Source organism: Advenella kashmirensis W13003 (genome assembly GCF_000506985.1).
In the GTDB taxonomy this organism is placed as follows: Bacteria; Pseudomonadota; Gammaproteobacteria; order Burkholderiales; family Burkholderiaceae_B; genus Advenella; species Advenella kashmirensis_A.
The window spans coordinates 765,438-789,575 of sequence record NZ_KI650980.1; the positions used below are offsets into that span (position 1 = coordinate 765,438).

The window sequence follows — 24,138 nt, forward strand, 5'->3', positions numbered from 1 at the left end:
CATCCCAACTGGTGTAATTTGGTAATCTCATACTGACATAATGACAGGATACGCCTTAACACGCATCTTGCCTGTTATACCAGCCCATTTAAGGAGTTTAAGATGTCCGACCCCATTCATGAGCCCGGCCACGACCACGACGGTCACCAACCGGCCGACGCCGCCCACACCCAGCAAGACAGCATTCCAACCGGCAAACCGCCCGGCAAATCGCTGTTCAGCAATGGCGGGTTCGTCATCGGTCTGATCATTTTCGGACTTTTTACCGCCCTGATCACCTGGTCGGTCAGTTTTTCCGCCATGTTTTTTGGCGCTATCGGTACGCTGCTTTCGGTCGCCACCTGCTTTCTGGATCATGAACAGCTGCGTTTTGCACGGGCAGGACGTGACTGCAAGCTGGATGACGAAAACTGGGCCTACCTGGTTATTCGTGCGGTATTCGGCATGATCTTTGGTACCGCTGCCTACGTTGTGACCTTCCAGGGTGTATTGAGCGATACCTCATGGGCAGCCGTCGCTGCCGTTGCAGCGTTTTCGGGTTTTGTGTTCGATCAATTGCTTTTCAAGCGAGGCAAAAACCGGTAATTCCGCGACAGCTACGTCGCAACGGCGGGCAGGTTCCGGCATAACGGGCTATCCGCACTCATCCTAAGCACGACTACACGAAAGGCTTGCGGTTCACGACCAGCAAGCCTTTTTGACGTTCTGGGCAGTTTAAGTGTTCGAGCTGCGAGCGATGGGCCCCAGCCGGAATATCAACGCAGTGGTGCACATCATTGCACCGCATCCATGCGTATTGCGCCCTTTTTTGGTTCAAACGCACCAGTGACGATAAAACCCCGAGCAATCCCGATGCTTGCGGTTTTCCTCTTCACTCTATTTGTGCACCGTTTCCTTCCCTGCAGGCCTGCAAGCCATCTCAGACTGCCGCTCAGGCTAACCGCCCGGACGCGTACTGCCGTTTTGATGCCGTCATACATGACCATATACACGCCCCGCTTTCAACTGGCATGACTCTTGCTCAAGCTCCTGTGCTTATCGCGTCAATGCGATCGCCCTTATACCTACCGGAGCTAAAAAATGAAACGTCGCAGTGTACTTAAAACGATGGTCTGCAGCCTTGCCCTGGCCTTTGGCTCGGGTGCGGCCAACAGTAGCTGGGCCCAGGGACAAATCGACCCCTCCAAGCCACCGATTAAGGTAGGCATTCTGCATTCTCTTTCCGGCACCATGGCCATCTCTGAGACCGTACTAAAAAATGTCGCATTGATGCAGATCGATGCAATCAATAAGGAAGGTGGCATTCTTGGACGCAAGGTAGAGGCGGTTGTGGTTGACCCTGCTTCCAACTGGCCCCTGTTTGCCGAGAAAGCCCGTGAACTGCTCAGCAAAGAAAAGGTGGCAGCGGTATTCGGTTGCTGGACTTCCGTCTCGCGCAAATCGGTTCTGCCGGTGTTTGAAGAACTCAATGGTTTGCTCTTTTATCCGGTTCAGTACGAAGGCGAGGAAATGTCGCGCAATATCTTCTATACCGGCGCCGCCCCCAATCAGCAGGCGATTCCTGCCGTGGAATATTTGATGAGTGAAGAAGGCGGCGGGTACAAGCGCTTTTTTCTGTTGGGTACGGACTATGTGTATCCGCGCACCACGAACAAAATCCTGCGCGGCTTTCTTCACAGCAAGGGCATTGCCGATACCGACATCCGCGAGGTCTACACCCCGTTCGGACACAGCGATTATCAGACTATTGTGAATGACATCAAGAGCTTTGCCGCCGGTGGCAAGGCGGCGGTGATTTCGACCATCAACGGCGACTCTAATGTTCCGTTTTACAAAGAGTTGGGCAATGCGGGTATTAAAGCCATTGATACGCCTGTCGTCGCGTTCTCGGTCGGAGAAGAGGAGCTGCGCGGCATCGATACAAAGCCGCTGGTCGGGCACCTGGCTGCCTGGAACTATTTCATGTCACTGGATAATCCGGCCAATACCGCTTTCAAAAAACAGTGGGCCGATTATGCCACCGCGAAAAAACTGCCGGGTGCAGACAAACCGCTGACAAATGATCCAATGGAAGCCACCGTCGTGGGCATCAAAATGTGGAAAGCCGCAGTCGAAAAAGCAGGCAGGACAGACGCAGACGCCGTGCGCGCTGCCATGATCGGCCAGAAAATCGGCGCCCCGGATGGGTTCGAAATGGAAATGGGCAGCAATCATCATCTGTACAAACCCGTGATGGTCGGCGAAATCCAGCCCGATGGCCAGTTTGACATTGTCTGGCACACAGAAAAACCGATACGCGCACAACCGTGGAGTCCGTTCATTACCGGTAACGAAAACAAACCGGATGAAGTGAAATAAGCCAGCATTCGGTTCCGGGCCTTCGGGTCCGGCCGCCAAGCCCGGTCACGTGAAACAATCAGGAAACCCACATGAAAATCAATCGCTCCTTGGTATGGATCGACGTCGGCAGGCTGGCCATGATCGTTAGTCTGTGGCTGCTGTCGGCAATCGCCTCTGCATCAACGGTGCTATCTCCCACTGAGTTGTCCAGTCTGGTGTCAGGCCGGTATGGTGAGCGCAAAGCGGCCATTGAAAAACTGACGCAAGCCGATCCGGCCGTTGCCGGTCCGCTGCTGCAAAGCCTGTCGCAGGGAACGCTTTTTGAACTACCCGATGGCAATATTGTCATTAAGTCGGGCACGGGATATATCCAGCCCTTGAACGGCCAAACGTTCCCTGCTCACATCCAGCCCGTTCGGCAGGCAACGCTGAATAATGCATTGCGCAGACAGGTCCAGAACGCCCTGGCGTCGCTCAGTCTGTTCTCGCAGGATATCCGTTCCCGTCGCATGGCCATCGACAATTTACTGAGCCGGCCGGACAGCCTGTCTGCCGAACAGCTGGCCAGGGCAACCAGCACTGAAACCGATCCGGCCCTTAAAGCGAAACTCGGTATCCTGCACGCGTTGTCCGTCGCGGATGACCAGGCAGCAGGCAACGCGCAGCGGCTGCAGGCGATTGTTTCATTAGGTGCGGTGAATCTCTCGCAGGCTCGCGCCGTCCTGAACACGGTCATCGATGAAGAACGCGATAAAAGCGGTGAACTTTCTCTTGCCGCAGGCGAAGCGCTCGCGCGCATGGATGCCCGCCAGCGCAACTCGGCACTCGCCAGCAACGCATTTACCGGCCTGAGTCTGGGAAGCGTGCTGGTGCTGGCAGCGCTGGGACTGGCAGTTATCTATGGCCTGATCGGGGTCATCAATATGGCCCATGGAGAATTTCTGATGCTGGGCGCTTACGCCACCTATCTAACCCAGCGTGCTTTTCAGACCTGGTTGCCGGACTGGTTTGACTACTACCTGATAGCTGCATTGCCCGTTGCATTTGTGATAACGGCTGCAATCGGCATGATGATCGAATGGCTGATTATCCGTCACCTTTACGGCCGGCCATTGGAGAGCCTGCTGGCCACGTTCGGCGTCAGCCTGTTGATGATGCAAACCGTACGCCTGGTATTCGGCGCGCAGAATGTGGATGTCAGCAACCCCAGCTGGATGAGCGGCTCGGTAGCTCCGCTGGCAGAGTGGTTGCCCGCCTTCGTCATTGCGTACAACCGGCTTTATATTCTGGGGTTCTCGCTTGTCGTGGTTTTCGGCCTGTATCTGGTACTCAACAAAACCCGACTTGGATTGTTTATCCGGGCATGCACCCAAAACCGCAGCATGGCCGCCTGCGTTGGCATACGAACCCGCAAGGTCGACGCCTACGCCTTCGCACTGGGTGCCGGTATCGCGGGCCTGGGAGGCGTGGCCCTGTCGCAGATCGGCAATGTCGGTCCGGATCTGGGTCAGGTTTATCTGATCGATTCATTCATGGCCGTCGTACTTGGCGGCGTCGGACAGCTCATTGGCACGGTCGTTGGCGCCTTCGGTCTTGGCATCCTGAGCAAATTGGGCGAACCCCTTATGGGTGCAGTACTGGTGAAAATCGTCATTTTGCTGTTGATCGTCGCCTTCATCCAAAAACGACCCCAGGGCCTGTTCGCCCAGAAAGGCCGCAGTGCGGCGCAGGCATAATAATCATGAAATCATCTTTTGAACTGACTGTCCCCGAACGCCCCCCCCTGCTTTCACGCAGCGGCTGGCTCGCGCTGATGACGATTGTCATCGCCGTTGTGTTTATCACTTTACTGGGCACGCAATGGGCTGCTGCAGACAGTCCGCTGCATATCAGCGACTACACGCTGACCCTGATCGGCAAGCTGCTCTGCTATGCCATCGTGGCTATGTCCCTGAACCTGGTCTGGGGTTACTGCGGCATTCTGAGCCTCGGGCATGGCTTGTATTTTGCCCTGGGCGGCTACGCCATGAGTATGTATCTGGTGCAGGCGCCCGCGCCTGGCCAGCCATCCGGTGGCTTGCCCGCCTTTACTTTTCTGCTTAACTGGACTGAACTGCCATGGTATTGGGCGGGAACCGATACGCTGGTCTGGGCGATTATGCTGGCCGTTCTTGTTCCTGGAATCGTTGCGTTCGTGTTCGGTTACTTTGCCTTCCGCTCACGTATTCAGGGGGTCTACCTGTCCATCATGACGCAGGCGGTGACCTACGCGGCCATGCTGCTTTTCTTTCGCAACGAAACCGGCTTTGGCGGCAATAACGGCTTTACCGACTTCAAATCGATCGCCGGCTATCCCATCAGCTCGACCGACACCCGCACTGTGTTGTTTCTTGTCAGTTTTGTCATACTAGTGCTGGTTTTCATCCTGGTTCAGTGGATCATGACCTCGCGATTCGGCAAGGTCATTACAGCCATCCGCGACAGTGAAAGCCGCGTGATGTTCATCGGCTTCAATCCATTGCACTATAAGCTGGCCATCTGGACTCTGTCGGCGGTGCTTTGCGGTATCGCCGGCGCACTCTATGCCCCACTGGTCGGTATTATCAACCCAGGCGAAATGTCCCCTGTCAATTCAATTGAAATGGTGATCTGGGTCGCCGTCGGCGGCCGGGGTTCATTTGTTGGCAGCATACTCGGGGTCTTCACGGTCAATGGCGCAAAAACCTTCTTCACCGCGTTTATGCCAGAGTATTGGCTTTATGTCCTGGGCGGCCTGTTTGTCGTCGTGACGCTGTTCATGCCCAAAGGGCTGATCGGATTGTTTGGCCGGCGCCGCAGGCCGGCAGAAGAAGCGGCACGCCCTGCGCATCCTGTCACGGAGTCTGTATGACAGCTACTCATTCTGACGTCGGCGATGCCGGCGGAACAACCACCCACCTGGCTCATATTGCACAGGCCGGAACAATCGATACATCACATGGCGTCGTGCTGTATGTCGAAAACCTCACGGTGAAATTCGATGCCTTTCGGGCGATCAACGATTTATCGCTGTACATACAGGAAGGCGAACTGCGCTGCATTATCGGCCCCAACGGCGCCGGCAAGACCACACTGATGGATGTGATCACCGGCAAGACGGGTCATCGCAATGCCAGTATCGAGGGTCAGGTCTTTCTGGGCCAGACACTGGATTTGCTGACCATGCAGGAACCCCAGATTGCACAAATGGGAATCGGACGCAAATTCCAGAAACCATCTGTCTTCGAAAATCAGCCTGTATGGGAAAACCTGTATCTGGCCGATGCGGGCGATCGACGCTGGCAGGTCGCTTTGCGCGCCCGCATGACAGCCGACGTACGCGCTCGTATTGCCGACACCCTGACAATAATGAAACTTGAAGAGGTTGCCTATCGCGCTGCGGGCGAGCTCTCCCATGGCCAGAAACAGCGGCTGGAAATCGGCATGTTGCTGATGCAAAAACCTGCCCTGCTCCTGCTGGACGAGCCTGTCGCCGGTATGACGGACCGGGAAACGGCCGAACTGGCCGATATTCTTCAGGCTATTGCCGGAACATGCTCAATTATCGTCGTGGAGCATGACATGGGTTTTGTGTCCACACTTGCCGGAGACCGTGGCATTGTCACCGTGTTGGCCGCAGGCAGTGTGCTGGCTCAAGGCACGATGCAACAAGTGCAGCAGGACCCCGATGTTATTGAATCTTACCTTGGACGTTGATAAAGGAAAACCGCCATGTTGCTTAGCGTAGAAAACGTCAATCAGTATTACAGCGGCAGTCATATTCTGCGCAATGTCTCATTTGGAATCAAAGAAAATGCGCTGACCGCACTTTTGGGTCGCAATGGCGCCGGAAAAACAACCCTGCTGCGCAGTCTGCTTGACCTCGTTCCCATTCGTGATGGTTCGATTTTGTATGAAGGCAAAAATATCGTGCGGCTTGGCACTGCTGATCGTATCGCACGGGGAATTGGCTACGTGCCGCAGGGCAGGGATATTTTTCCGCGACTGACGGTAAAAGAGAATCTGCTGGTCGGCGCGGCCGCCCGAAAAACCCCAAAAGGCGTTCCGGCATTTATTTACCAGCTGTTCCCGGTACTAAAGGAAATGGAACATCGCAATGGTGGCGATCTGTCGGGCGGCCAACAGCAGCAACTGGCGATCGGCCGGGCACTCATGGGAGAGCCACGCCTGCTCATTCTGGACGAACCTACCGAGGGGATTCAACCCAACATTATTCAACATATTGGTCGAACCCTGACTTCGCTGGTCGCAGATCATGGCATGACGGTGCTATTGGTAGAACAGTATCTGGATTTCGTCAAGCTCATTGCAGACGATTATCTTGTTATGCAGCGCGGAGAAATGATTGCCAGTGGAAAAGGCGCCAATATCGACGCAGATGGCATTGAGCGTCACATCAGTGTGTAGCCCGTTATGTCAACTGCAATAGAAACCGACACATGGACAGCCACGCTCGAATTGGCTTTTGCACACGTGAGCAACGGCCGAACGGCATTGACGCGCAACGTACATACCGGACCTCTTCTAGTGCAAAAAGCGCTGTACCCGGAAGGATCCGACATTTGTCACGCCACAATTCTGCACCCGCCCTCCGGAATTGCGGGCGGCGATGTTCTGGAAATATCAGTCGTGGTCGAGGAATCGGCACATGCGGTCTTGACGACGCCGGGTGCGACCCGCTGGTACAAGGCCAACGGCAGGAATGCACGCCAACACATTGACATTCAGGTGAAAGCACAAGGCAGACTGGACTGGCTACCCCTGGAAAACCTCCTGTTCGAACAGAGCCAGGCCATCAATCAGACGCATATCCGGCTGGCTGCCGGCGCCCGGGCCATTGGCTGGGATTGCTATCAACTGGGCAGCGCGGTTACTGCAGGACACTGGCATGAAGGCCGGTTGAAACTGACCACACTATTGCATTATGACGGCAAGCTGGTTTGGGCCGAAGCGGGCGAGGCCAACGCCCGTCAATCGCTCGTCGGCAGCCTGGCCGGACTGGCCGGCTTTCCTGTCATGGCCACAGTGTGGAGTGTCGGTCCGATACTGGATGCACTACACCTGGAGCGGCTGACTGACACCTTGCCGTGGACTGAAGAGTTGCGTGCCGGCGCCAGTCAAATACCGCTGGACGCATCCCACAGTCTGGTGATGATTCGGCTGCTTGGCTTGCATGCGCAGGCGGTGCGGCTTTTGATGATTGAATGCTGGCAACAATTGCGTCCGCTGCATCTGGGCCGCCCGGCCAGCCCGCTGCGGTTGTGGCGTACCTGATCCGGCTCGCAGCCCCTCGCCATTGAATTTACCCCTGATTTCGGAGACCCCCATGGATTTGACCCCAAGAGAAAAAGACAAACTGTTGATCTTTACCGCTGCGCTGCTTGCTGAGCGCCGCCATCAGCGAGGATTGAAACTCAATCACCCCGAGTCGGTTGCTCTCATCACCGCCACGCTTCTGGAAGGCGCCCGCGACGGAAAAACCGTTGCGCAACTCATGCACGAAGGCACGCAGGTGCTGACCCGCCAGGACGTCATGGATGGCGTTGCCGAAATGATTCCTGACATTCAGATCGAGGCCACCTTTCCTGACGGCACCAAGCTGGTTACCGTCCACCATCCTATCGTGTAAGTGACCGATGCCCGCTTGCACCTCCATTTCATATCTATAAAGGAATTTGCCATGCCTTCCGTTTCTGCCTCTGCAATTGGACGTTCGCTGTCAGCGCTGATGAACTGTGCGCTACCCGTGCCGGTCCTGGCTCACCCGGGTCACCCGGCGCATCCTGATACCCTTTCCATGTTGACCGAAGGTCTGCTGCATCCGCTAGCCGGCGTTGATCATTTGCTGGCTATGCTCGCAGTCGGCCTGTGGAGCGCAACGGCGTATCCATCGCCGAAGCGGGCCATCACCGTCCCGCTCTCTTTTTCGCTGATTCTGCTCCTTGGCGCGCTGATGGGCATGGCAGGCCTGCAAATTCCCCTGGTCGAACCACTGATCATGGCTTCACTGTTCGTTCTGGGCCTGATGCTGGCCGGCATGGCGCGATTACCGGTTCAGGCCGCAGCGACTCTTGTCGGCTTCTTTGCATTTTTTCACGGCGCCGCCCACGGCATGGAACTGCCTGAAGGCGGCGGTGCAATGCTGTTTATCCTCGGATTTATGATCAGCACCTTGCTCATTCATTGCACCGGCATGGTCGCCGGCGCCATCCTAACCCATCGACACACCTGGCCCGCCCGACTTGCCGGCGCAGGCATCGCTTCCTATGGCGCCGTGCTGATGGTTGCCGGACAATAAAGACAGGACGACATATTATGATTCCAGGCGAAATTATTGCTGCTGAAGGCGAAATCACCATCAATAGCGGGCGCCCTACTCTTGTCATGGACGTGAGCAATACGGGCGATCGCCCCATCCAGGTCGGCTCTCATTATCACTTCGCAGAGACAAATGCGGCCCTTGTTTTTGACAGAAACCGGGCACGCGGCTACAGACTGAACATTGTTTCAGGAACAGCAATACGGTTCGAACCAGGACAAATTCGCACCGTCGAACTGGTGGCGCTGGCCGGAGATCGTCGTGTGTTCGGTTTCACTGGACAGATCATGGGAGCGCTGGAATGACAGGAATATCCAGACAAGCCTACGCCGAGATTTTTGGCCCGACCGTCGCCGATGGCCGCCCCGACCGGGTGCGGCTGGCTGATACCGGACTCCTTGTCGAAGTCGAAAAGGATTTGACCATCTACGGCGAAGAGGTCAAATTCGGCGGTGGCAAAGTGATTCGCGACGGCATGGGCCAGAGCCAGCGCTGCACCGCAGATTGCGCCGATACGGTCATCACCAATGCACTGATCATCGATGCTATAGCCGGTATTATCAAAGCCGATATCGGCATCAAGAACGGCCATATTTGCGCCATCGGCAAGGCCGGCAATCCTGACATCCAGCCAGGTATCACGATTGTCATCGGTCCCGGAACAGAGATCATTGCGGCAGAAGGGCTTATCGTCACTGCCGGTGGCATTGATACCCATATTCATTTTATTTGTCCGCAACAAATCGAAGAGGCCCTGACATCCGGCATTACGACCATGATCGGCGGCGGTACCGGCCCGGCAACCGGCACCTTCGCGACCACCTGTACGCCGGGGCCGTGGCACATCCATGCCATGCTTGGAGCGACCGACGCTTTTCCAATGAATATCGGCCTGCTTGGCAAGGGCAATGCGAGTCAGGCGGCGCCCTTGCTGGAACAGATTCAGGCAGGCGCTCTGGGACTGAAACTGCATGAAGACTGGGGCACTACACCACAGGCTATCGATACCTGCCTGAGTGTTGCCGAACAGACCGATACCCAGGTCGCCATTCACAGCGATACCCTGAACGAGTCAGGTTTCGTAGAGGCCACGCTGGCCGCCTTCAAAGGACGCACGATTCACACCTTTCATACAGAAGGCGCGGGCGGCGGGCATGCGCCCGATATTATTCGCGCTGCCGGCCTGCCCAATGTACTGCCCGCCTCCACCAATCCGACCATGCCCTTTACCCATAATACGATTGATGAACATCTGGATATGCTGATGGTGTGCCACCACCTGGATCCGGCAATCGCCGAGGATCTGGCCTTTGCCGAAAGTCGCATCCGGCGCGAAACCATCGCCGCCGAAGACATTCTGCACGACCTTGGTGCATTTTCCATTATGAGTTCCGACTCGCAGGCCATGGGGCGCGTGGGCGAAGTGATTCTTCGTACCTGGCAGACGGCAGACAAAATGAAGCAGCAACGGGGCAGTCTGGCCGGGGACACGAACCAGGCCGACAATAACCGGGTCAAGCGATTCATTGCCAAATACACCATCAATCCCGCGATCGCGCAGGGCATCTCCCATAAGGTCGGTTCGGTCCAGGCGGGCAAGCTGGCCGATCTCGTGCTATGGCGTCCGGCATTTTTCGGTGTCAAGCCCAGTCTGATTATCAAAGGCGGCATGATCGCGCACGCGGTGATGGGGGACCCCAATGCGTCTATTCCCACACCCCAACCGGTCCACTACAGAAAAATGTTTGGTGCTTATGGACGTGCCCTCAATAACTCGCTGTGCTTTGTCTCACAGGCGGGCTTTGACAACGACGCAGTACGTACGCTGGGGCTGACAAAACCCTTATGCGCCGTCAATGGGTGCCGCAATATCGGCAAGCAGGATATGGTGCGAAATGACTGGCTTCCCGACATTCAGGTAGACCCGCAAACCTATCAGGTCTTTGCCGACGGCCAGTTACTGCATTGCGAACCTGCACATACACTGCCCCTGGCGCAGCGCTATTTCCTGTTTTGAACGCAAAGATACTTTACCCGGGAGCCATTCCAATATGACACGTACGGTCCAGAAATACTTGCGCCAACCCCGCCTGGCAGCTTCGCTGCTGCAAGCCGCGCCGAAAGCCCGAATGACCTTTGAACAGCGCCGTCGCAGCAGACAGCAATTGCTGCTAAGTAACAGCGAAACCATTCACATGCACATAGAACGGGGTCAGGTTCTGATTCCGGGCGACGTGCTGGTTGCAGACGATGGCGGGCTCATTCAGGTAGAGGCACAGTGCGAAACGCTGATGCGGGTGACGGCCCATTCAGCGACTGACCTGATACGCGCGGCCTATCATCTGGGCAATCGTCATGTCACGGTGCAGGTAGAGGCCGATTACTTGCAGCTTGAACAGGACACTGTGCTGAAGGACATGCTGCAGCAGCTGGGCCTGCACACGGTAATCGTCAACCAGCCGTTCAATCCCGAACAGGGTGCCTACGGCGGCGGACATAAGCACGGGCATGCTGACTCATTCGAGGAAGATTACTCGCTGGCGCAGGCCGCCTTTGAAATTCACAACCCTGCCTCAACACACGATGCGCAACATCAACATCTCACAGATACCGCCCCTCATGCACATCGACACCCATAGACAGCAACCCATGACTGCGCAGCAATACGCGCAACTGATGCGCCTGTCCTCACCGGCATTACCTGTTGGCGGCTTCAGCTATTCGCAGGGACTGGAGTCGGCTGTGGAACTGGGGGTGATCAACAATGAAGCGACCACCGGCGAGTGGATCGGACAAACGCTGAACACCGTCATGGCTCACGGTGAAGCCGTTTTGTGGCTGCTGCTCTACCGGGCGTGGCGTCTTCAAGACAGACAGCAGATTCACCAATGGAACCAATGGTATTACGCCAGCCGGGAAACCGCGGAAGCTCGCGCCGAGACGACCCAGATGGGCGTCTCGCTCATCCACCTTGTACAGGCGCTGGTTTGGGGCCACGAACAGGCACGTTCCTGCCTCCATGATCTGGACACGCCTTGCTTTCCTACCGTGCATGCCTATGCGGTCGTCGCGCTTGGGCTGCCTGAAGACGCTGGCCTGGCCGCATTATTATATTCCTGGATCGAAAACCAGATCATGGCTGCCATCAAAACCGTACCGCTGGGACAGACTGCCGGCCAGCGACTGCTGTCCTCGTTAATTGTTCAACTGGACCCGGCCATTGCCACAGCCCGGCAAGGCGCAGCTTGCCAGCCGCCGGAAATTCTCACACTGGCGCCCCACTATTCAATTATTGCGGCACGCCATGAACACCAGTTCTCCAGGCTGTTCAGGTCATGACATGTCCCGCGCGTTGTCCCCTGCCACGCCACAGTCGATCCTGTCGGACATCTCAGGCGGGATTGGTAAATGCCATGAAGCATTTCATTCTTAGTAGAAAAGGACTCAAATCATTATGAACACAACAGTCAGAACAGAAAAATTGCCCGCGCTTCGCGTGGGTATTGGCGGTCCCGTCGGATCGGGAAAAACCACGCTACTGGAAGTGTTATGCAAAAAGATGTCTTCCCGGTATGATCTGGTCGCGATCACAAATGACATCTATACGAAAGAAGATCAACGACTGCTGACCATGTCCGGCGCCCTTCCCCCGGAACGGATCATGGGAGTGGAAACCGGCGGCTGTCCGCACACCGCCATCCGTGAAGACGCATCGATCAATCTGCGCGCAATCGACCTGATGCTCAAACGTTTCCCCCTGGCCGACATTGTCTTCATTGAGTCGGGCGGCGATAATCTGGCTGCAACCTTCAGTCCCGAACTATCGGATCTGACAATTTATGTCATTGACGTTGCCGGTGGAGAAAAAATTCCCAGAAAAGGCGGGCCCGGCATTACAAAATCCGACTTGCTGATCATCAACAAAACCGATCTGGCCCCTCACGTGGGCGCCTCACTGAGCATTATGCGGGAAGATACCGAACGTATGCGCCAACACCGGCCGTTTGTCATGTGTAATATGAAAACGGGGGAAGGAGTCGATCCAATCATCCAGTTTATTGAAAAAGCAGGAATGTTGGGGCACTAAAACCGGCGTTAAGGCTGCATGGAGCGAGTACTGGCAGCATTTGCGCAAAATGGCATCACTGCACCGGCAGGCAACAGATAGACCTGTTGCCGCCCGTCTGCGAAATAAGGCGTCAGATCCTTGAGCCAGGCAAATTCGTCTATCTGCCTGGCGTCGGCCAGCAGCCAGCGTGAAAAAGCCTGGGGTACGCACACAGACTGCCTGAACGCATCCAATTGCAGCAGATGGCTTCTGCCACCCTTATCGGCCTTGAATCGGGCTGCATCCCACAGTTCTTTTTGCCAATTATCCTTGGTAGCCAACGCGCTTTCATCCCAATCGCTGACGACAAACAGATCCGGATTATTACCCATATAGAATCGAAAATCGAATGGGTAATAATCAAGACTGTAATACCGGGCCGGTTCGCTCGTCGGCTGCGAACCTTGGGCAATGGCATGCGCAATGCGACTGCTGCTTCGCAGCGAAGTGTTGGAAAGATACACCAGCGCAGCCAGACCGAGCGCAAAACAGACGAGCATGCGGATCAGAAAACTGCGCTGTAATCCGACTACCTTCCGATAGTTAAAGCGTTGTGGTTTGTCATCCTTTTGCACCGCAGCCATATTTGTCTGCATTGGCCGTCGAGGGGTAATAAGAACCCGCTTGAAACACTCGGCAAACAGGAAGGCCAATGGCGGCAGGACCGGCAAGATATAACCGACCAACTTGGACTGGGGAATCGAGAAGAAAGCCAGGATCAGAATCAGCCAGGTCCACATCAGCCGGCGTACACTTGCGTCCCGTTGGCGTGTCCAGTAACGCCGGGTAAACACGGCAAGCATGCCCTTGCCATACCAGGGTGCCATGGTCGCCAATAAAACTGCAACGTAAAACCAGACCGGCATGACATTATTGAACCCGCTTTGCGCAAATCGCTCAAACTGTTGGTACACCAGATAGTAATACAGAAAATCCGGAAAGCGGGCCTGCATCAGGTACAGCCACGGCAAGGTCACCAGAAGAAAAAGCGCCACGCCCGACGGACGCAGCAAAAGTCTGATCGAAACATAGCGACGTTCGGCAAGAAGCCAGAACAACAGCACGCCGCCGGGCAGCACAAAGCCAATCAGGCCTTTTGCCAGAAAACCCAGACCGGCAAACAGATACATCGCCAGTACCCACTGACCGCCGCCCTCGCCTTGCTGATCAAGCAGGACTGCGGTCGCCCCGCACAGGATCGTGGTACTGATCATGGCGGCGACAAGCAAATCAAGGTTGGCATAATGAGCCGCGCCGAACATCAGCGGGGTGACCGACAGGATGAGGGCTGCGATCAGCGCACGTCCCGGATGCACAAAGCGGCGCAGAAACGCGAACAATCCGGCCACCATAAGCAATCCGGCCAGCGCCGGCACCAGTCGGGCCGCAAACTCATTTTCGCCAAACACAGCCATGCTGGCTGCGGTAAGCCAATAGAAAAGGGGCGGTTTGTGAAAATACGGCATGCCGTTGAGCAGCGGCGTACTCCAGTCCTTTGCATGCAGCATTTCCAGGGCAACCCCGACGTAGCGTCCTTCGTCAGGATGCAGCAATGGCCATAGTTGATTGCCGCCGATAAACCAGACGGCAACGGCAAGCAGAAGAACGGGGAAAAGCGCGGGTCGGGCTGCCAGCGAATACAGCCAGTCGGCCCGAATCATACGGGATGAAAGACGAGGAGGATCAAAGGTCGGAGAGTGCATGAAAATAACGATCAATAGCAATGATCGTCATCATAGCGACGGCAATATCAAATATTCATCAAATCAATTTTTCAGATCAATTCAGCCGCTCGACCGCCATTAGCACTCGATTACGTTGACCGCCAGCCCGCCGCGTGAGGTTTCCTTGTATTTGGATTTCATATCGGCCCCGGTTTGCATCATCGTGCGGATGACCTTATCCAGAGAGACGTAATGGGTGCCGTCACCCCGCAATGCCATGCGCGCGGCATTGATCGCCTTGACCGCCCCCATGGCATTGCGTTCGATGCAGGGAATTTGCACCATCCCGCCCACGGGGTCGCAGGTCATGCCCAGATTGTGTTCCATTCCGATTTCCGCGGCATTTTCCACCTGCGCGACCGTACCACCCAGTACAGCGGCCAAGGCACCGGCGGCCATGGAACAGGCCACACCCACCTCTCCCTGGCAGCCCACTTCAGCGCCGGAAATAGAGGCATTTTCCTTATACAGAATACCAATAGCCGCAGCCGTCAGCAAAAAGTCAATTACGCCCTGCTCGCTGGCGCCCGGGATGAAATCCACGTAATAATGCAAAACGGCAGGAATCACGCCGGCGGCGCCATTGGTCGGTGCCGTCACGACCTTGCCACTGGCCGCATTTTCCTCATTAACCGCCATGGCATACAGATTGACCCAGTCCAGCATGGACAACGGATCCTTCAATGACTCATGGGGACGACTGCACAAACGTTCATGCAGCTGACGGGCGCGGCGCTTCACATTCAGAAAACCGGGCAGCGTGCCGGTAGCCGAGCATCCGCGCGCCACGCAGGCCTTCATGACCGCCCAAAGATCCAGGATTTTGCTTCTGACCTCGGATTCCGGCCGATAGTGTTTCTCGTTTTCCATCATCAGACCGGCGATAGTCAGATGATGGCGCGCGCATGTGTCCAGCAACTGCTGACCGCTGTCGAAGGGATAGGGAATGGACACATCTGGCGTCAGATTGACGCGGACCCGATCGCAATTCATCACAAAGCCACCGCCAATGGAATAGTATTCTTTCTTCATCAGCAGTTCATCGGCCGCATCAAAAGCGCGAAACCGCATGCCATTGGGATGCTGGGGCAATACCTCGCGACGGTTGAATGTGATGTCGGCACTTTCGTCAAAGGCAAACGCGTGGCGTTCAAGCAGATTGATCGTGCCGCTGCTGCGCACCTGCTCAATCAGACCTGGGACCTGATCCGGGTCCAGTGTTTCGGGGCGATAACCGTGCAATCCGATAATCACCGCCATATCGCTTTTATGCCCCTTGCCCGTGGCGCCCAGAGAACCGAACATCTCGATATGAATCCGCGCGACCTTATGCAGCAGATTTGCCTCGTCCAGACGATTTGCAAAACGCAGTGCCGCAATCATCGGACCAACGGTGTGGGAGCTGGACGGGCCGATTCCCACCTTGAAAATATCAAATATGCTTAAAGACATGTTCACTCCTGGACAACAGCGTCAATGCCACTGCTGGCATTGAGACCCATCACCGATACAGATCATCGATTTTTTTATCGGCTTCACGGTTTTTCAGTTCGGCCTCGCTGGGTAGCGCCACATCGTTAAGCAAGGGGTCGGCCCAGGTGCCGGTGACATGATAACGCACCGTCATGGCCCGTTGCAACGGTGCCTGCAAAAGCCACTGCGTAAGGAATGCACCCACGCCCACCGCCGGATTTACAATGGTGCCGGCCAGCACGGAAGCACCGCTGACATCCAGCTTGGGCACCACCACTGCCTGAAAATTCAGGCTTTCACTTTTCAGATTGGTCGTACCCGAGGCCACAATGGCCGACGAAGGACCGTTCAGCCGGAAATCATCCACAATCAACCTTCCTGATTCAAGACGCATGCGACTGCGAACCGTATCGAAAGTCAGCCCGGCCTGTACCGAATTGCCCAGCGTTTCTCCAAACCGGGGCAAGCGGCGAAACGATTGCAGCGATAACAGTTCAAGCGCCTTGACGGCAGACGACTTCACACTTTCAAGGCGCCCCTCCTTGAGATTGCCGCTCAAAGTACCATTGAGTGTCGCCAGATCCAGATCCTGAAAGCTTTTCCAGTCAATATCAACATCAATCTGGCCGCTGCCATTTTTGATCACGCCGCCCAGCGCGTAGGTTTCCAGAAACCGCCCGAGATCCGATACCACCACCTTGCCTTTGAGCTGCAGGTCTTTGGCTGCACCCCGCTGATTGACCGTCCCGTCTGCCGCCAGCGATCCGCCCTCATTCACCAGGCTGAAGTAATCCAGCTTCCAGTCGTCCGATTCGCGTGGCTGGTAGCCTTTCAGAATCATCTGGCCCATTTCCATGCCGTATACGGTCAGCTTTTTTACTGAGAGATCAAGGCGCGGCAAGGGGTCCGTCTTTTTCGAACGCGCATCGCTTTTTTGCTTTGCCGGCTGGACATTCTGTATCCCGGCAGCAGGGTCGGCTGCGGGTTTGATGATATTGAGGGTATCGAGCCGGACCACCAGGCTGCTCTGCCCGCTTTTGCCGGTCGCCGGTTTCCATATGCCATTTCCCTGTGCCTGATCGGCGTTCAGTTGCAAATCCCATTGCCCGCCGGTCCTGGCAGCGGTCAGGCGGGTACCCGTCAGCGTCTGGCCCTTGACCACAAACGCGGGTGTGTCAATCTCCACCCGGGAAACGTCGGGCAGCGTCTGACGACCCCTGTCTGATTTTTCTGATGGAGAAAACTCGTCTACCACATCCTGCCAGGCTTGCTCGTCCACGGTCGGGTTTGCCGCCAGCACAGTCAGACCCGGCGCGCCCAATTGCACAGGTTTGCGCACACCGATCGTACCACGATTGAAATAAGGCCCTGTGCTGCGTTTGGTGTCGTGTTCAAGAATGGCCTGGCTACGGTCGCCGTCGATATGAATTTCCAAATAGCGCTTGCCATCGTCCCTGGCGCCGTCGTTACCGCGCCAGACGATTGTGGTGGGCCAGCGCGCGGCGCCAGGTTTGGAAACGCCATCCGGAAAGCGCGTCGCCAGTCCGACCAGGTCTGATTTGAAATCCACCCTCACCCGGCCGCCCCGTGCAAAGTGAACCAGGCTGGAATAGCCGGTACTGCCGCTGACGCGCTGCATACCGCGTACCGGTAACATATCTCGCAAGCCATCAGCCGTAAGAACGCCACGAATGGACAAAGGCTTGTCAACAGACCCGATCGGCCCGTCCAGAACGACTTGGCCGCCCAGCATCACGCCGGTCACGGCATCGGCCTGCAACTGCTGCTCGGTAAAGGTCATGACGCCATTGAGCTTGCTTGCCCAGGGGAAATCGGGGGTGAGTCGAAAGCGACTGTCGTCCAGATGAATGGAACCGGAAATCGTCGAATTATCTGCATCCAGCACTGGAATATGCAGCGACAGCGGAATGGTCCAGTTGCCGCTGGCCTGCGCTTCATCCAGGACATTATTGATAAGATTGCCCAGCGGACTGATACGGGAAAAATGCAGAAAATCCTCGGCCCTGCCTTTGGCCTTGGCTTGCAGATCGACCGTTGTGCCCTTCTCCAGACTGGACACCACGCCATGGAATGTATCCAGATCAAGACGCTGCCCATCGGGCATCGCATAAAAAGCCTGAGCCGAATCAATAATAATTTCATCGTTCTGAAAATGGATTGCGCCCTTATCCGAATTGACTACCGGCCAGCGTTTGCCACGGATGTCTTTCTGATGATAATTGAGCAGCAGGTTCTGGTAACTCCCGCGCAACAAAAAACTGCCCGCATCCGGCGCCAGGCCGAAAGGAAACTCGTCCACGACGCCGGTCAATTTAAATTCGGCCGCCGACAACTCGCCCTTCTGAAACGCATTCTTGAGCCATTGACGTGCATCTGTGTCCATGACATTCGGCAAATAATTATGCAAATTGGGCAGGGACACCGAATGCAGGGTGCCGGTCAAGTCGACGATCCCATTATCGCTGTGCACATCGGAATGCCAGTTTCCTTTGCCTTCCAGTTTCAAATCCTTGTTGGAGACAGAAGCACGTCGGAAATTCACGCGTGCTTCCTGCGCAGTATTGCGACTGAAATCACCGGCCACATCGGCCTCATCAATCGACAGCGGGTTTTCAAATGCTACCGGGTCTTTGTAATAAAAGCCCTTGACGCTGGACTCAAATTGCACCGGTGGATAAGTGCGATGATCCGCCGGAATTTCGTTCTGCGGCAAACGCCATCGATTGAATTCATTAATCACACTTGTGAAGGATGAACTAAGACGCGATGTGAGACTTTTGGCGGCAATGGCAAATTCGTGATTGTCTATGTGGTCTTCGATACGCATATCTTCAAGCCCATACGCAACCACCATGGTATCGGGCACATTTCGGCTGATCCCCAGATCCACAACCGCGTGTGACAAGATGCCCGACTTGATTTTTTGTGGAATGTCAAACCATGGTCTCGCAGCCAGAATATCCAGATTGAGCACAGAAACACGCAGCTTGCCCGACCATTCGGGCGCATGCTCCTTGGCCACAGCCCCCTGCAGGCTGCCGAGTATCTGGATCGAATGGCCGACCTGCCCTGGCAAACGCGCACTGGCGCTCAAAACACGTTTGTCGCCGTTCCTGGTCAATTGCAGGGTGAAATCGGACAGCGTGAAAGGCCCGGCCTGTGGCCGCGACGCATCATGCCAGCTTAAGCTGCCATTGAGCACAGACAGTTCGGGCAAGGCGTAGAGCAAATCCGACAGCGGCTCAAGGCTGACATTGGCGGCATCCAGCGCCTGCGGTTCCGTGCGCGGCTCGTCACTGTCCAGACGTCGTCCCAGCAGCCATATCCGATCTTGTTCATCCCTGGAGGCATGCAGATGGAGATCACGGATTTCCACCGCAGACGGCTCCAGTTGCAACCGCAATGCCTGTCCCCAATCCAGACGGGCGACGGCTTCACCCACGGTCAGGAGCGGCACCTTTTTCTGATCCTCAATTTTCAGCGCCTGCAGTCGCAGGCGGGGCACGATACCGCTCCAGTCCACCGCCAGCGACTGCATCGTGACATGCTCGCCCGTCTCGGCACTCAGCCGCTGCTCGACCTGCTGGCGAAAATGATCAATATTGGGTGCCAGAACGAAACGCACGGCGAGCGCCGCCGCCATGCCCAGAACAATAAGCGCAAAAAGGATAATGCCGGCGGGTTTCAGCAGTCGATACAGCAAATTCACTCAGCGAGTCTCATTGATCATGGGTGGCGAAATAAGGGTGACGTCATGTGGCGGTCAGGTTCGGTTATCATTATATACAGCATCCTGTCACCACACCGGCAACTCATGAATTGTATCCAATCCCTGCAAAGCGCCCTTTCCTGGTCCGGCTATCTGCGCCGGCGTCTTCAAGTCAGACCTGAACTCCAGGCGCAAATACTGACTGATGCGGAACACCCCCTGACGCCCGACACGATTGCAGAATGGTCGCAGCAACTGGCCGTCGCCGTCGGGGCGCCCGCCACCGATGCCTGGAACGTCGAGCACTGTGGCGCCATCTTGCGCAAATTGCGCAGCCGTGTGTTCGACACATTGATGGTCAGGGATGCAGGGGGAGAAGCAACACTGGAGGAAGTGACGGGCACCATGTCCTGCATGGCTGACTTTGCGGTGCGTCAGGCATACCGCACGGTCATGAATGACATGGTCGAGGTGCACGGCGTGCCGATCGATCCGGCCACCGGCAAACCTATGGAAATGATTATTCTTGGCATGGGCAAGCTGGGTGGATGCGAATTGAATGTGTCGTCGGACATTGATCTGATCATGCTCTATCCCGATGAGGGTGAAACCTCGGGCCGCCGCCCCTTGAGCCACCATGAATTTTTCGGACGCCTGACTCGTCGCATGATGCCGATTCTCTCGGACCAGGACGCCGACGGGCAGGTTTTTCGCACCGACCTGCGCCTGCGCCCCGACGGAGACGCCGGTCCGCTGGCGTGGAGCCTGGACGCGCTGGAGAACTATCTGATCGCCCAGGGACGCGAATGGGAGCGCTATGCCTGGCTCAAGGCCCGGATCATCAAGGCGCGGGCCTTTGCCGACAGCGCCCCGGAGCCCTATGAACAACAGCTTGAAAGTCTGCGGCTGCCGTTTATCTACCGCAAATATTTCGATTTTGATACGCTGGCCTCGCTAAGGCAGTTGCGCGAACGGATTCGCCAGGACTGGCAGCGGCGCGCCCTGTCAAAAAATGGCGTGGACACGATCCACAATATCAAACTGGGCGAAGGTGGCATACGTGAAATCGAATTTGTGGTGCAATTGTCGCAGTTAATCAAGGGGGGACGCCTGCCGACCATTCAGGAGCAATGCCTCATCAAAGCCCTGCACGCCGAAGTGCGCGCCGGACTCATTGCCCAGGACATTGGCGAACAGCTTGAGGCTGCCTATCGCTTTTTGCGCCGTGTCGAGCACTTCCTGCAATACCGGGAAGATGAACAAACCCATCTGCTGCCCAATGACGATGAGCGCATGGCGTTGCTCGCCACTGTGCTGGGTTTCACAGCGCAGGAATTAACTCATCAGCTCTCGACACACCGGAAATTTGTCGCCAATACTTTTCGTGACGCCTTCAGAATTGCCGGGCTCAATGACGATCAAAGCAATGGCAATCAACCTCAGGCAGCCGATTGTGAAGAGACGCAAGACCGAGATCTGGAAGAGATCATCCGACAGCAGTTTGCAGAGCATGACCCTAATGATGTAGAACATCGCCTGGAAGCCCTGCTGGACAGCTCGCGCATCCGCAGCCTGTCTAACAGCAGCCGGGCTCGTTTGGAAAAACTGCTGCCCGCCGTCATTGAAGCGGCGTCGCGCACGCCGCTGCCCAATACCGCCTGCGCCCGCCTCTTTGACCTGATTGAAACCATTGCCCAGCGCAGCGCCTATATCGCCTTACTGGCCGAGTTTCCCGACACTCTGAGCAGAGTGGCGCGGATCATGGCTGCCAGCCCCTGGGCGGCCAGCTACCTGACCGCCAACCCGATTCTGCTGGACAGTCTGATTGAATGGAACAGCCTGATGGAACCGGTCAACATCGTGCAGACCGCGGCGCATCTGGAAAAGGAACTGGATGCCTGCGTTTTGCACGATGGCACGCCCGACGTCGAGCAGCAAATGAACGTGATGCGCGATGTGCAGCGACAAGTCAGTTTTCAGTTGCTGGCCCAGGATCTGGAAGGAGAACTCACAGTAGAAAAACTGGCCGATCAGCTCTCTGCCCTGGCAGATGCGCTGTTGCAGGAAAGCCTGCGGCGGGTCTGGCCCCTGGTGCGCCCCAAACAGATCCAGGCAGACGACCCGCTCTACGCCATGCCGAAATTTGCGGTCATCGCGTATGGCAAACTCGGCGGCAAAGAACTGGGCTATGCCTCGGATCTGGATCTGGTTCTGCTGTTTGATGACCCGGGCGACTACGCCCTGGAAGTCTACGCAAAGCTGGGCCGACGACTGAGCACATGGCTATCGAGTATGACCTCGTCTGGCAGACTATACGAAACGGACCTGAGACTGCGCCCCGATGGAGACGCAGGCCTGCTGGCGGTGTCCGTTGATACCTTCGAGAAATATCAGCGTGAACATGCCTGGGTTTGGGAGCACCAGGCACTGACCCGCGCCCGCTTTTCTGCAGGCGACCCCGACATTGGCAAGACGTTCGAGCGCATCCGGCGCGATATCCTGCTGATCGAACGGGAACCTGAAAAATTGCGCCAGGAAGTGGTTGAAATGCGCGCACGCATTCGCGCCGGGCATCCGAATAAAACAGAACTGTTTGACGTCAAACACGATCACGGTGGCATGGTGGATATCGAATTCATCACCCAGTATTGTGTCCTTGCCTACGCGCACCAGCACACGCAGTTGCTGGAAAACCTGGGTAATATCGCCCTGCTCAATATCGCCGGCGAGGTCGGCATCCTGAATGCGGAACACGCCCGCAAGGCCGCAGACAGCTACCGTGTTCTGCGGCGCATGCAGCACGCGGTACGCCTGAAAGGAGATGAAAAGGCCCGGATTGATCCGTCGTTGCTGACCGAAGAACGGGCAGCTGTTTGCACGCTATGGGTCGAGGTGTTCGGTGAAAACACTTGAAAATAAAGGCAATTTTATAAAAAACCAGTCATTTTCAGATGAAATATCCTAAAATACCATATTAAGAATACGACTTTACTCATTTGCCATGGTTACCGTTACCGATATTCAACGCCCTGCGCTCAGCCTTCCCAAGGGCCACGACAAGGTCCTGCTGCACTCGTGCTGTGCGCCCTGTTCCGGCGAAGTCATGGAAGCGCTGCTTGCCTCGGGCATCAACTATTCCATTTTCTTCTATAACCCGAATATTCACCCGGTTCGCGAATACGAGATCCGCAAGGAAGAAAACATTCGATTCGCGCGTCAGCATGATATTGAATTTATCGACGCCGATTACGATGTCGACAACTGGTTTGACCGGGTCAAGGGTATGGAAAACGAACCCGAGCGCGGCATTCGCTGCACCGCCTGCTTCGACATGCGTTTTGAACGCACGGCCCTTTACGCACACGAGCATGGCTTTGACACCATTACCAGTTCCCTGGGCATTTCCCGCTGGAAGGATATGAACCAGATTAACGGTTGCGGCGAACGCGCCGCAGCGCGTTACCCTGAACTCGTATACTGGACATATAACTGGCGCAAAGGCGGCGGCTCCGCCCGCATGATTGAAATCAGCAAGCGTGAAGAATTTTATCAGCAGGAATATTGCGGCTGTGTTTATTCATTGCGTGATACCAACCGCCATCGCCGCAGTCAGGGCCGTGACCGTATCACAATCGGGGTCAAGTTCTACGGCAAGGAAGAAGAGACCCTCTAAGCCGGTTTGCCTTAGCAGCATAAGCGGCCAGCCTGCTCGCAACGAGCCTTCAAACTTCACCTCCCCCCAGAAAAAAGGACTGATTACCGGTTGCCCGGTTTCAGTCCTTTTATTCATGCAGGCGCGCCGCTCTGCCGATCCGATTCGGCCAACAGGCCGACCCCTTATTTGGTCAATTGGCCGGAGCGGGCGTGCTGTTAGCGGGAGCACCGTTAGCTGGTGCAGCGTTGCCACTGCCTTGCGTGGCACCGCCTGTTGCCGGGCTCGCTTCAGATGCCGGATTACCGCCAGCACTCTCACTGCCGGGTTGGGTGATAAATCCCAGCTTTTTCAGTCCGGACCCTTTGGCCATGGAAAGAATTTGCGCCAGCTCTTCGTAGCGGGTATCAGCATCAGCGCGGATGCGCAATTCGGGCTGGGGATCCTGCTTGCCCTCGTTAACGAACATTTCCCGAAGATCATCCATTTGCACCGGCGTATCATTCCAGTACAGTCCGCCGGTTTTATCCATCGCCAGATCAATAATGACCGGCTCCTGCTCGACCGGCTTGCTGCTAACCTGCGGTAAATCGATTTTGATGGAATGCGCCATCAGCGGGGCCGTGATGATAAAAATCACCAGCAGCACCAGCATCACATCGATAAGCGGCACCATATTGATCTCGGTCATGGGACTGGCCGAACCGCCCTTTTGATCAAAACTTCCAAAAGCCATGACTATCTCCTGTCTTT

Annotated in this window: 20 protein-coding genes; 16 read left to right on the plus strand and 4 right to left on the minus strand. The window is 56.0% G+C overall.

Going from position 1 to position 24,138, the window contains the following annotated elements:
* Nucleotides 1-102 precede the first annotated feature (102 nt).
* From W822_RS38285 to ureG, 14 genes are all read left to right on the plus strand, one after another.
* Nucleotides 103-585: a hypothetical protein gene (locus W822_RS38285; protein WP_024005998.1), complete on the plus strand. Its 483-nt coding sequence runs from the start codon at nucleotides 103-105 to the stop codon at nucleotides 583-585.
* Nucleotides 586-1,080: 495 nt separating this feature from the next.
* Nucleotides 1,081-2,358, plus strand: a complete 1,278-nt coding sequence (gene urtA, locus W822_RS38295; RefSeq protein WP_024006000.1) for an urea ABC transporter substrate-binding protein — start codon at nucleotides 1,081-1,083, stop codon at nucleotides 2,356-2,358.
* Between the two features lie 71 nt (nucleotides 2,359-2,429).
* Nucleotides 2,430-4,076 (plus strand): urea ABC transporter permease subunit UrtB, encoded by a 1,647-nt coding sequence (urtB, locus tag W822_RS38300; protein ID WP_031243050.1) that lies wholly within the window; start codon nucleotides 2,430-2,432, stop codon nucleotides 4,074-4,076.
* Nucleotides 4,077-4,081: 5 nt separating this feature from the next.
* The gene (gene urtC, locus W822_RS38305; protein ID WP_024006002.1) at nucleotides 4,082-5,230 is read left to right on the plus strand and encodes an urea ABC transporter permease subunit UrtC; all 1,149 of its coding nucleotides are present in this window, start codon (nucleotides 4,082-4,084) and stop codon (nucleotides 5,228-5,230) included.
* Complete coding sequence (urtD, locus tag W822_RS38310; RefSeq protein ID WP_024006003.1) at nucleotides 5,227-6,075, plus strand: urea ABC transporter ATP-binding protein UrtD; 849 nt, start codon at nucleotides 5,227-5,229, stop codon at nucleotides 6,073-6,075. Before urtC ends, urtD begins: the two co-directional genes overlap by 4 nt.
* Before the next feature lie 18 nt (nucleotides 6,076-6,093).
* Entirely contained in the window at nucleotides 6,094-6,786 is a 693-nt protein-coding gene (urtE, locus tag W822_RS38315; RefSeq protein WP_024006004.1) for an urea ABC transporter ATP-binding subunit UrtE, read from the plus strand.
* A gap of 6 nt (nucleotides 6,787-6,792) precedes the next feature.
* A complete protein-coding gene (locus W822_RS38320; RefSeq protein WP_024006005.1) occupies nucleotides 6,793-7,653 on the plus strand; it encodes an urease accessory protein UreD in 861 nt (286 codons plus the stop codon).
* Between the two features lie 52 nt (nucleotides 7,654-7,705).
* Entirely contained in the window at nucleotides 7,706-8,008 is a 303-nt protein-coding gene (locus tag W822_RS38325) for an urease subunit gamma (protein WP_024006006.1), read from the plus strand.
* 51 nt (nucleotides 8,009-8,059) lie between these two features.
* Nucleotides 8,060-8,677, plus strand: coding sequence for a HupE/UreJ family protein (locus tag W822_RS38330; RefSeq protein WP_031243051.1), 618 nt, complete (start codon nucleotides 8,060-8,062; stop codon nucleotides 8,675-8,677).
* 17 nt (nucleotides 8,678-8,694) lie between these two features.
* Nucleotides 8,695-9,003 carry an urease subunit beta gene (locus tag W822_RS38335; RefSeq protein WP_024006008.1) on the plus strand — a complete coding sequence of 103 codons (309 nt, stop codon included), beginning with the start codon at nucleotides 8,695-8,697 and terminating at the stop codon, nucleotides 9,001-9,003.
* Complete coding sequence (gene ureC / locus W822_RS38340; RefSeq protein WP_024006009.1) at nucleotides 9,000-10,715, plus strand: urease subunit alpha; 1,716 nt, start codon at nucleotides 9,000-9,002, stop codon at nucleotides 10,713-10,715. Before W822_RS38335 ends, ureC begins: the two co-directional genes overlap by 4 nt.
* Nucleotides 10,716-10,749: 34 nt before the next feature.
* Nucleotides 10,750-11,337: an urease accessory protein UreE gene (ureE, locus tag W822_RS38345; RefSeq protein WP_024006010.1), complete on the plus strand. Its 588-nt coding sequence runs from the start codon at nucleotides 10,750-10,752 to the stop codon at nucleotides 11,335-11,337.
* The gene (locus W822_RS38350; protein WP_253272304.1) at nucleotides 11,318-12,037 is read left to right on the plus strand and encodes an urease accessory protein UreF; all 720 of its coding nucleotides are present in this window, start codon (nucleotides 11,318-11,320) and stop codon (nucleotides 12,035-12,037) included. The genes ureE and W822_RS38350 overlap by 20 nt, the downstream gene beginning before the upstream one ends.
* A gap of 115 nt (nucleotides 12,038-12,152) precedes the next feature.
* Nucleotides 12,153-12,785: an urease accessory protein UreG gene (gene ureG / locus W822_RS38355; protein ID WP_024006012.1), complete on the plus strand. Its 633-nt coding sequence runs from the start codon at nucleotides 12,153-12,155 to the stop codon at nucleotides 12,783-12,785.
* Between the two features lie 8 nt (nucleotides 12,786-12,793).
* Here ureG and W822_RS38360 read toward each other — a convergent pair whose 3' ends face one another.
* From W822_RS38360 to W822_RS38370, 3 genes are all read right to left on the minus strand, one after another.
* Nucleotides 12,794-14,509 (minus strand): ArnT family glycosyltransferase, encoded by a 1,716-nt coding sequence (locus W822_RS38360; RefSeq protein WP_081724404.1) that lies wholly within the window; start codon nucleotides 14,507-14,509, stop codon nucleotides 12,794-12,796.
* 99 nt (nucleotides 14,510-14,608) lie between these two features.
* Nucleotides 14,609-15,982: an L-serine ammonia-lyase gene (locus tag W822_RS38365; RefSeq protein ID WP_024006015.1), complete on the minus strand. Its 1,374-nt coding sequence runs from the start codon at nucleotides 15,980-15,982 to the stop codon at nucleotides 14,609-14,611.
* Nucleotides 15,983-16,031: 49 nt separating this feature from the next.
* On the minus strand, nucleotides 16,032-19,733 hold the full coding sequence (locus tag W822_RS38370) for a YhdP family phospholipid transporter (protein WP_024006016.1): 3,702 nt from the start codon (nucleotides 19,731-19,733) through the stop codon (nucleotides 16,032-16,034).
* 105 nt (nucleotides 19,734-19,838) lie between these two features.
* Here W822_RS38370 and glnE point away from each other — a divergent pair, with 105 nt between their 5' ends.
* Nucleotides 19,839-22,646, plus strand: a complete 2,808-nt coding sequence (glnE, locus tag W822_RS38375) for a bifunctional [glutamate--ammonia ligase]-adenylyl-L-tyrosine phosphorylase/[glutamate--ammonia-ligase] adenylyltransferase (RefSeq protein WP_024006017.1) — start codon at nucleotides 19,839-19,841, stop codon at nucleotides 22,644-22,646.
* An 88-nt stretch (nucleotides 22,647-22,734) separates the two neighbouring features.
* Entirely contained in the window at nucleotides 22,735-23,406 is a 672-nt protein-coding gene (locus W822_RS38380; RefSeq protein WP_024006018.1) for an epoxyqueuosine reductase QueH, read from the plus strand.
* A gap of 172 nt (nucleotides 23,407-23,578) precedes the next feature.
* On the opposite strand, the gene W822_RS38385 is transcribed toward W822_RS38380, so the two are convergent.
* Nucleotides 23,579-24,121, minus strand: coding sequence for an ExbD/TolR family protein (locus tag W822_RS38385; RefSeq protein ID WP_024006019.1), 543 nt, complete (start codon nucleotides 24,119-24,121; stop codon nucleotides 23,579-23,581).
* Nucleotides 24,122-24,138 lie beyond the last annotated feature (17 nt).

Coding starts and splice junctions, on each gene's coding strand:
- ureC (WP_024006009.1), top strand. CDS start 9,000: ATGACAGGAATATCCAGACAAGCCTACGCCGAGATTTTTGGCCCGACC.
- ureE (WP_024006010.1), top strand. CDS start 10,750: ATGACACGTACGGTCCAGAAATACTTGCGCCAACCCCGCCTGGCAGCT.
- W822_RS38285 (WP_024005998.1), top strand. CDS start 103: ATGTCCGACCCCATTCATGAGCCCGGCCACGACCACGACGGTCACCAA.
- W822_RS38335 (WP_024006008.1), top strand. CDS start 8,695: ATGATTCCAGGCGAAATTATTGCTGCTGAAGGCGAAATCACCATCAAT.
- urtD (WP_024006003.1), top strand. CDS start 5,227: ATGACAGCTACTCATTCTGACGTCGGCGATGCCGGCGGAACAACCACC.
- W822_RS38325 (WP_024006006.1), top strand. CDS start 7,706: ATGGATTTGACCCCAAGAGAAAAAGACAAACTGTTGATCTTTACCGCT.
- glnE (WP_024006017.1), top strand. CDS start 19,839: ATGAATTGTATCCAATCCCTGCAAAGCGCCCTTTCCTGGTCCGGCTAT.
- ureG (WP_024006012.1), top strand. CDS start 12,153: ATGAACACAACAGTCAGAACAGAAAAATTGCCCGCGCTTCGCGTGGGT.
- W822_RS38380 (WP_024006018.1), top strand. CDS start 22,735: ATGGTTACCGTTACCGATATTCAACGCCCTGCGCTCAGCCTTCCCAAG.
- urtC (WP_024006002.1), top strand. CDS start 4,082: ATGAAATCATCTTTTGAACTGACTGTCCCCGAACGCCCCCCCCTGCTT.
- W822_RS38360 (WP_081724404.1), bottom strand. CDS start 14,509: ATGCACTCTCCGACCTTTGATCCTCCTCGTCTTTCATCCCGTATGATT.
- W822_RS38350 (WP_253272304.1), top strand. CDS start 11,318: ATGCACATCGACACCCATAGACAGCAACCCATGACTGCGCAGCAATAC.
- W822_RS38320 (WP_024006005.1), top strand. CDS start 6,793: ATGTCAACTGCAATAGAAACCGACACATGGACAGCCACGCTCGAATTG.
- urtB (WP_031243050.1), top strand. CDS start 2,430: ATGAAAATCAATCGCTCCTTGGTATGGATCGACGTCGGCAGGCTGGCC.
- W822_RS38365 (WP_024006015.1), bottom strand. CDS start 15,982: ATGTCTTTAAGCATATTTGATATTTTCAAGGTGGGAATCGGCCCGTCC.
- urtA (WP_024006000.1), top strand. CDS start 1,081: ATGAAACGTCGCAGTGTACTTAAAACGATGGTCTGCAGCCTTGCCCTG.
- W822_RS38330 (WP_031243051.1), top strand. CDS start 8,060: ATGCCTTCCGTTTCTGCCTCTGCAATTGGACGTTCGCTGTCAGCGCTG.
- W822_RS38385 (WP_024006019.1), bottom strand. CDS start 24,121: ATGGCTTTTGGAAGTTTTGATCAAAAGGGCGGTTCGGCCAGTCCCATG.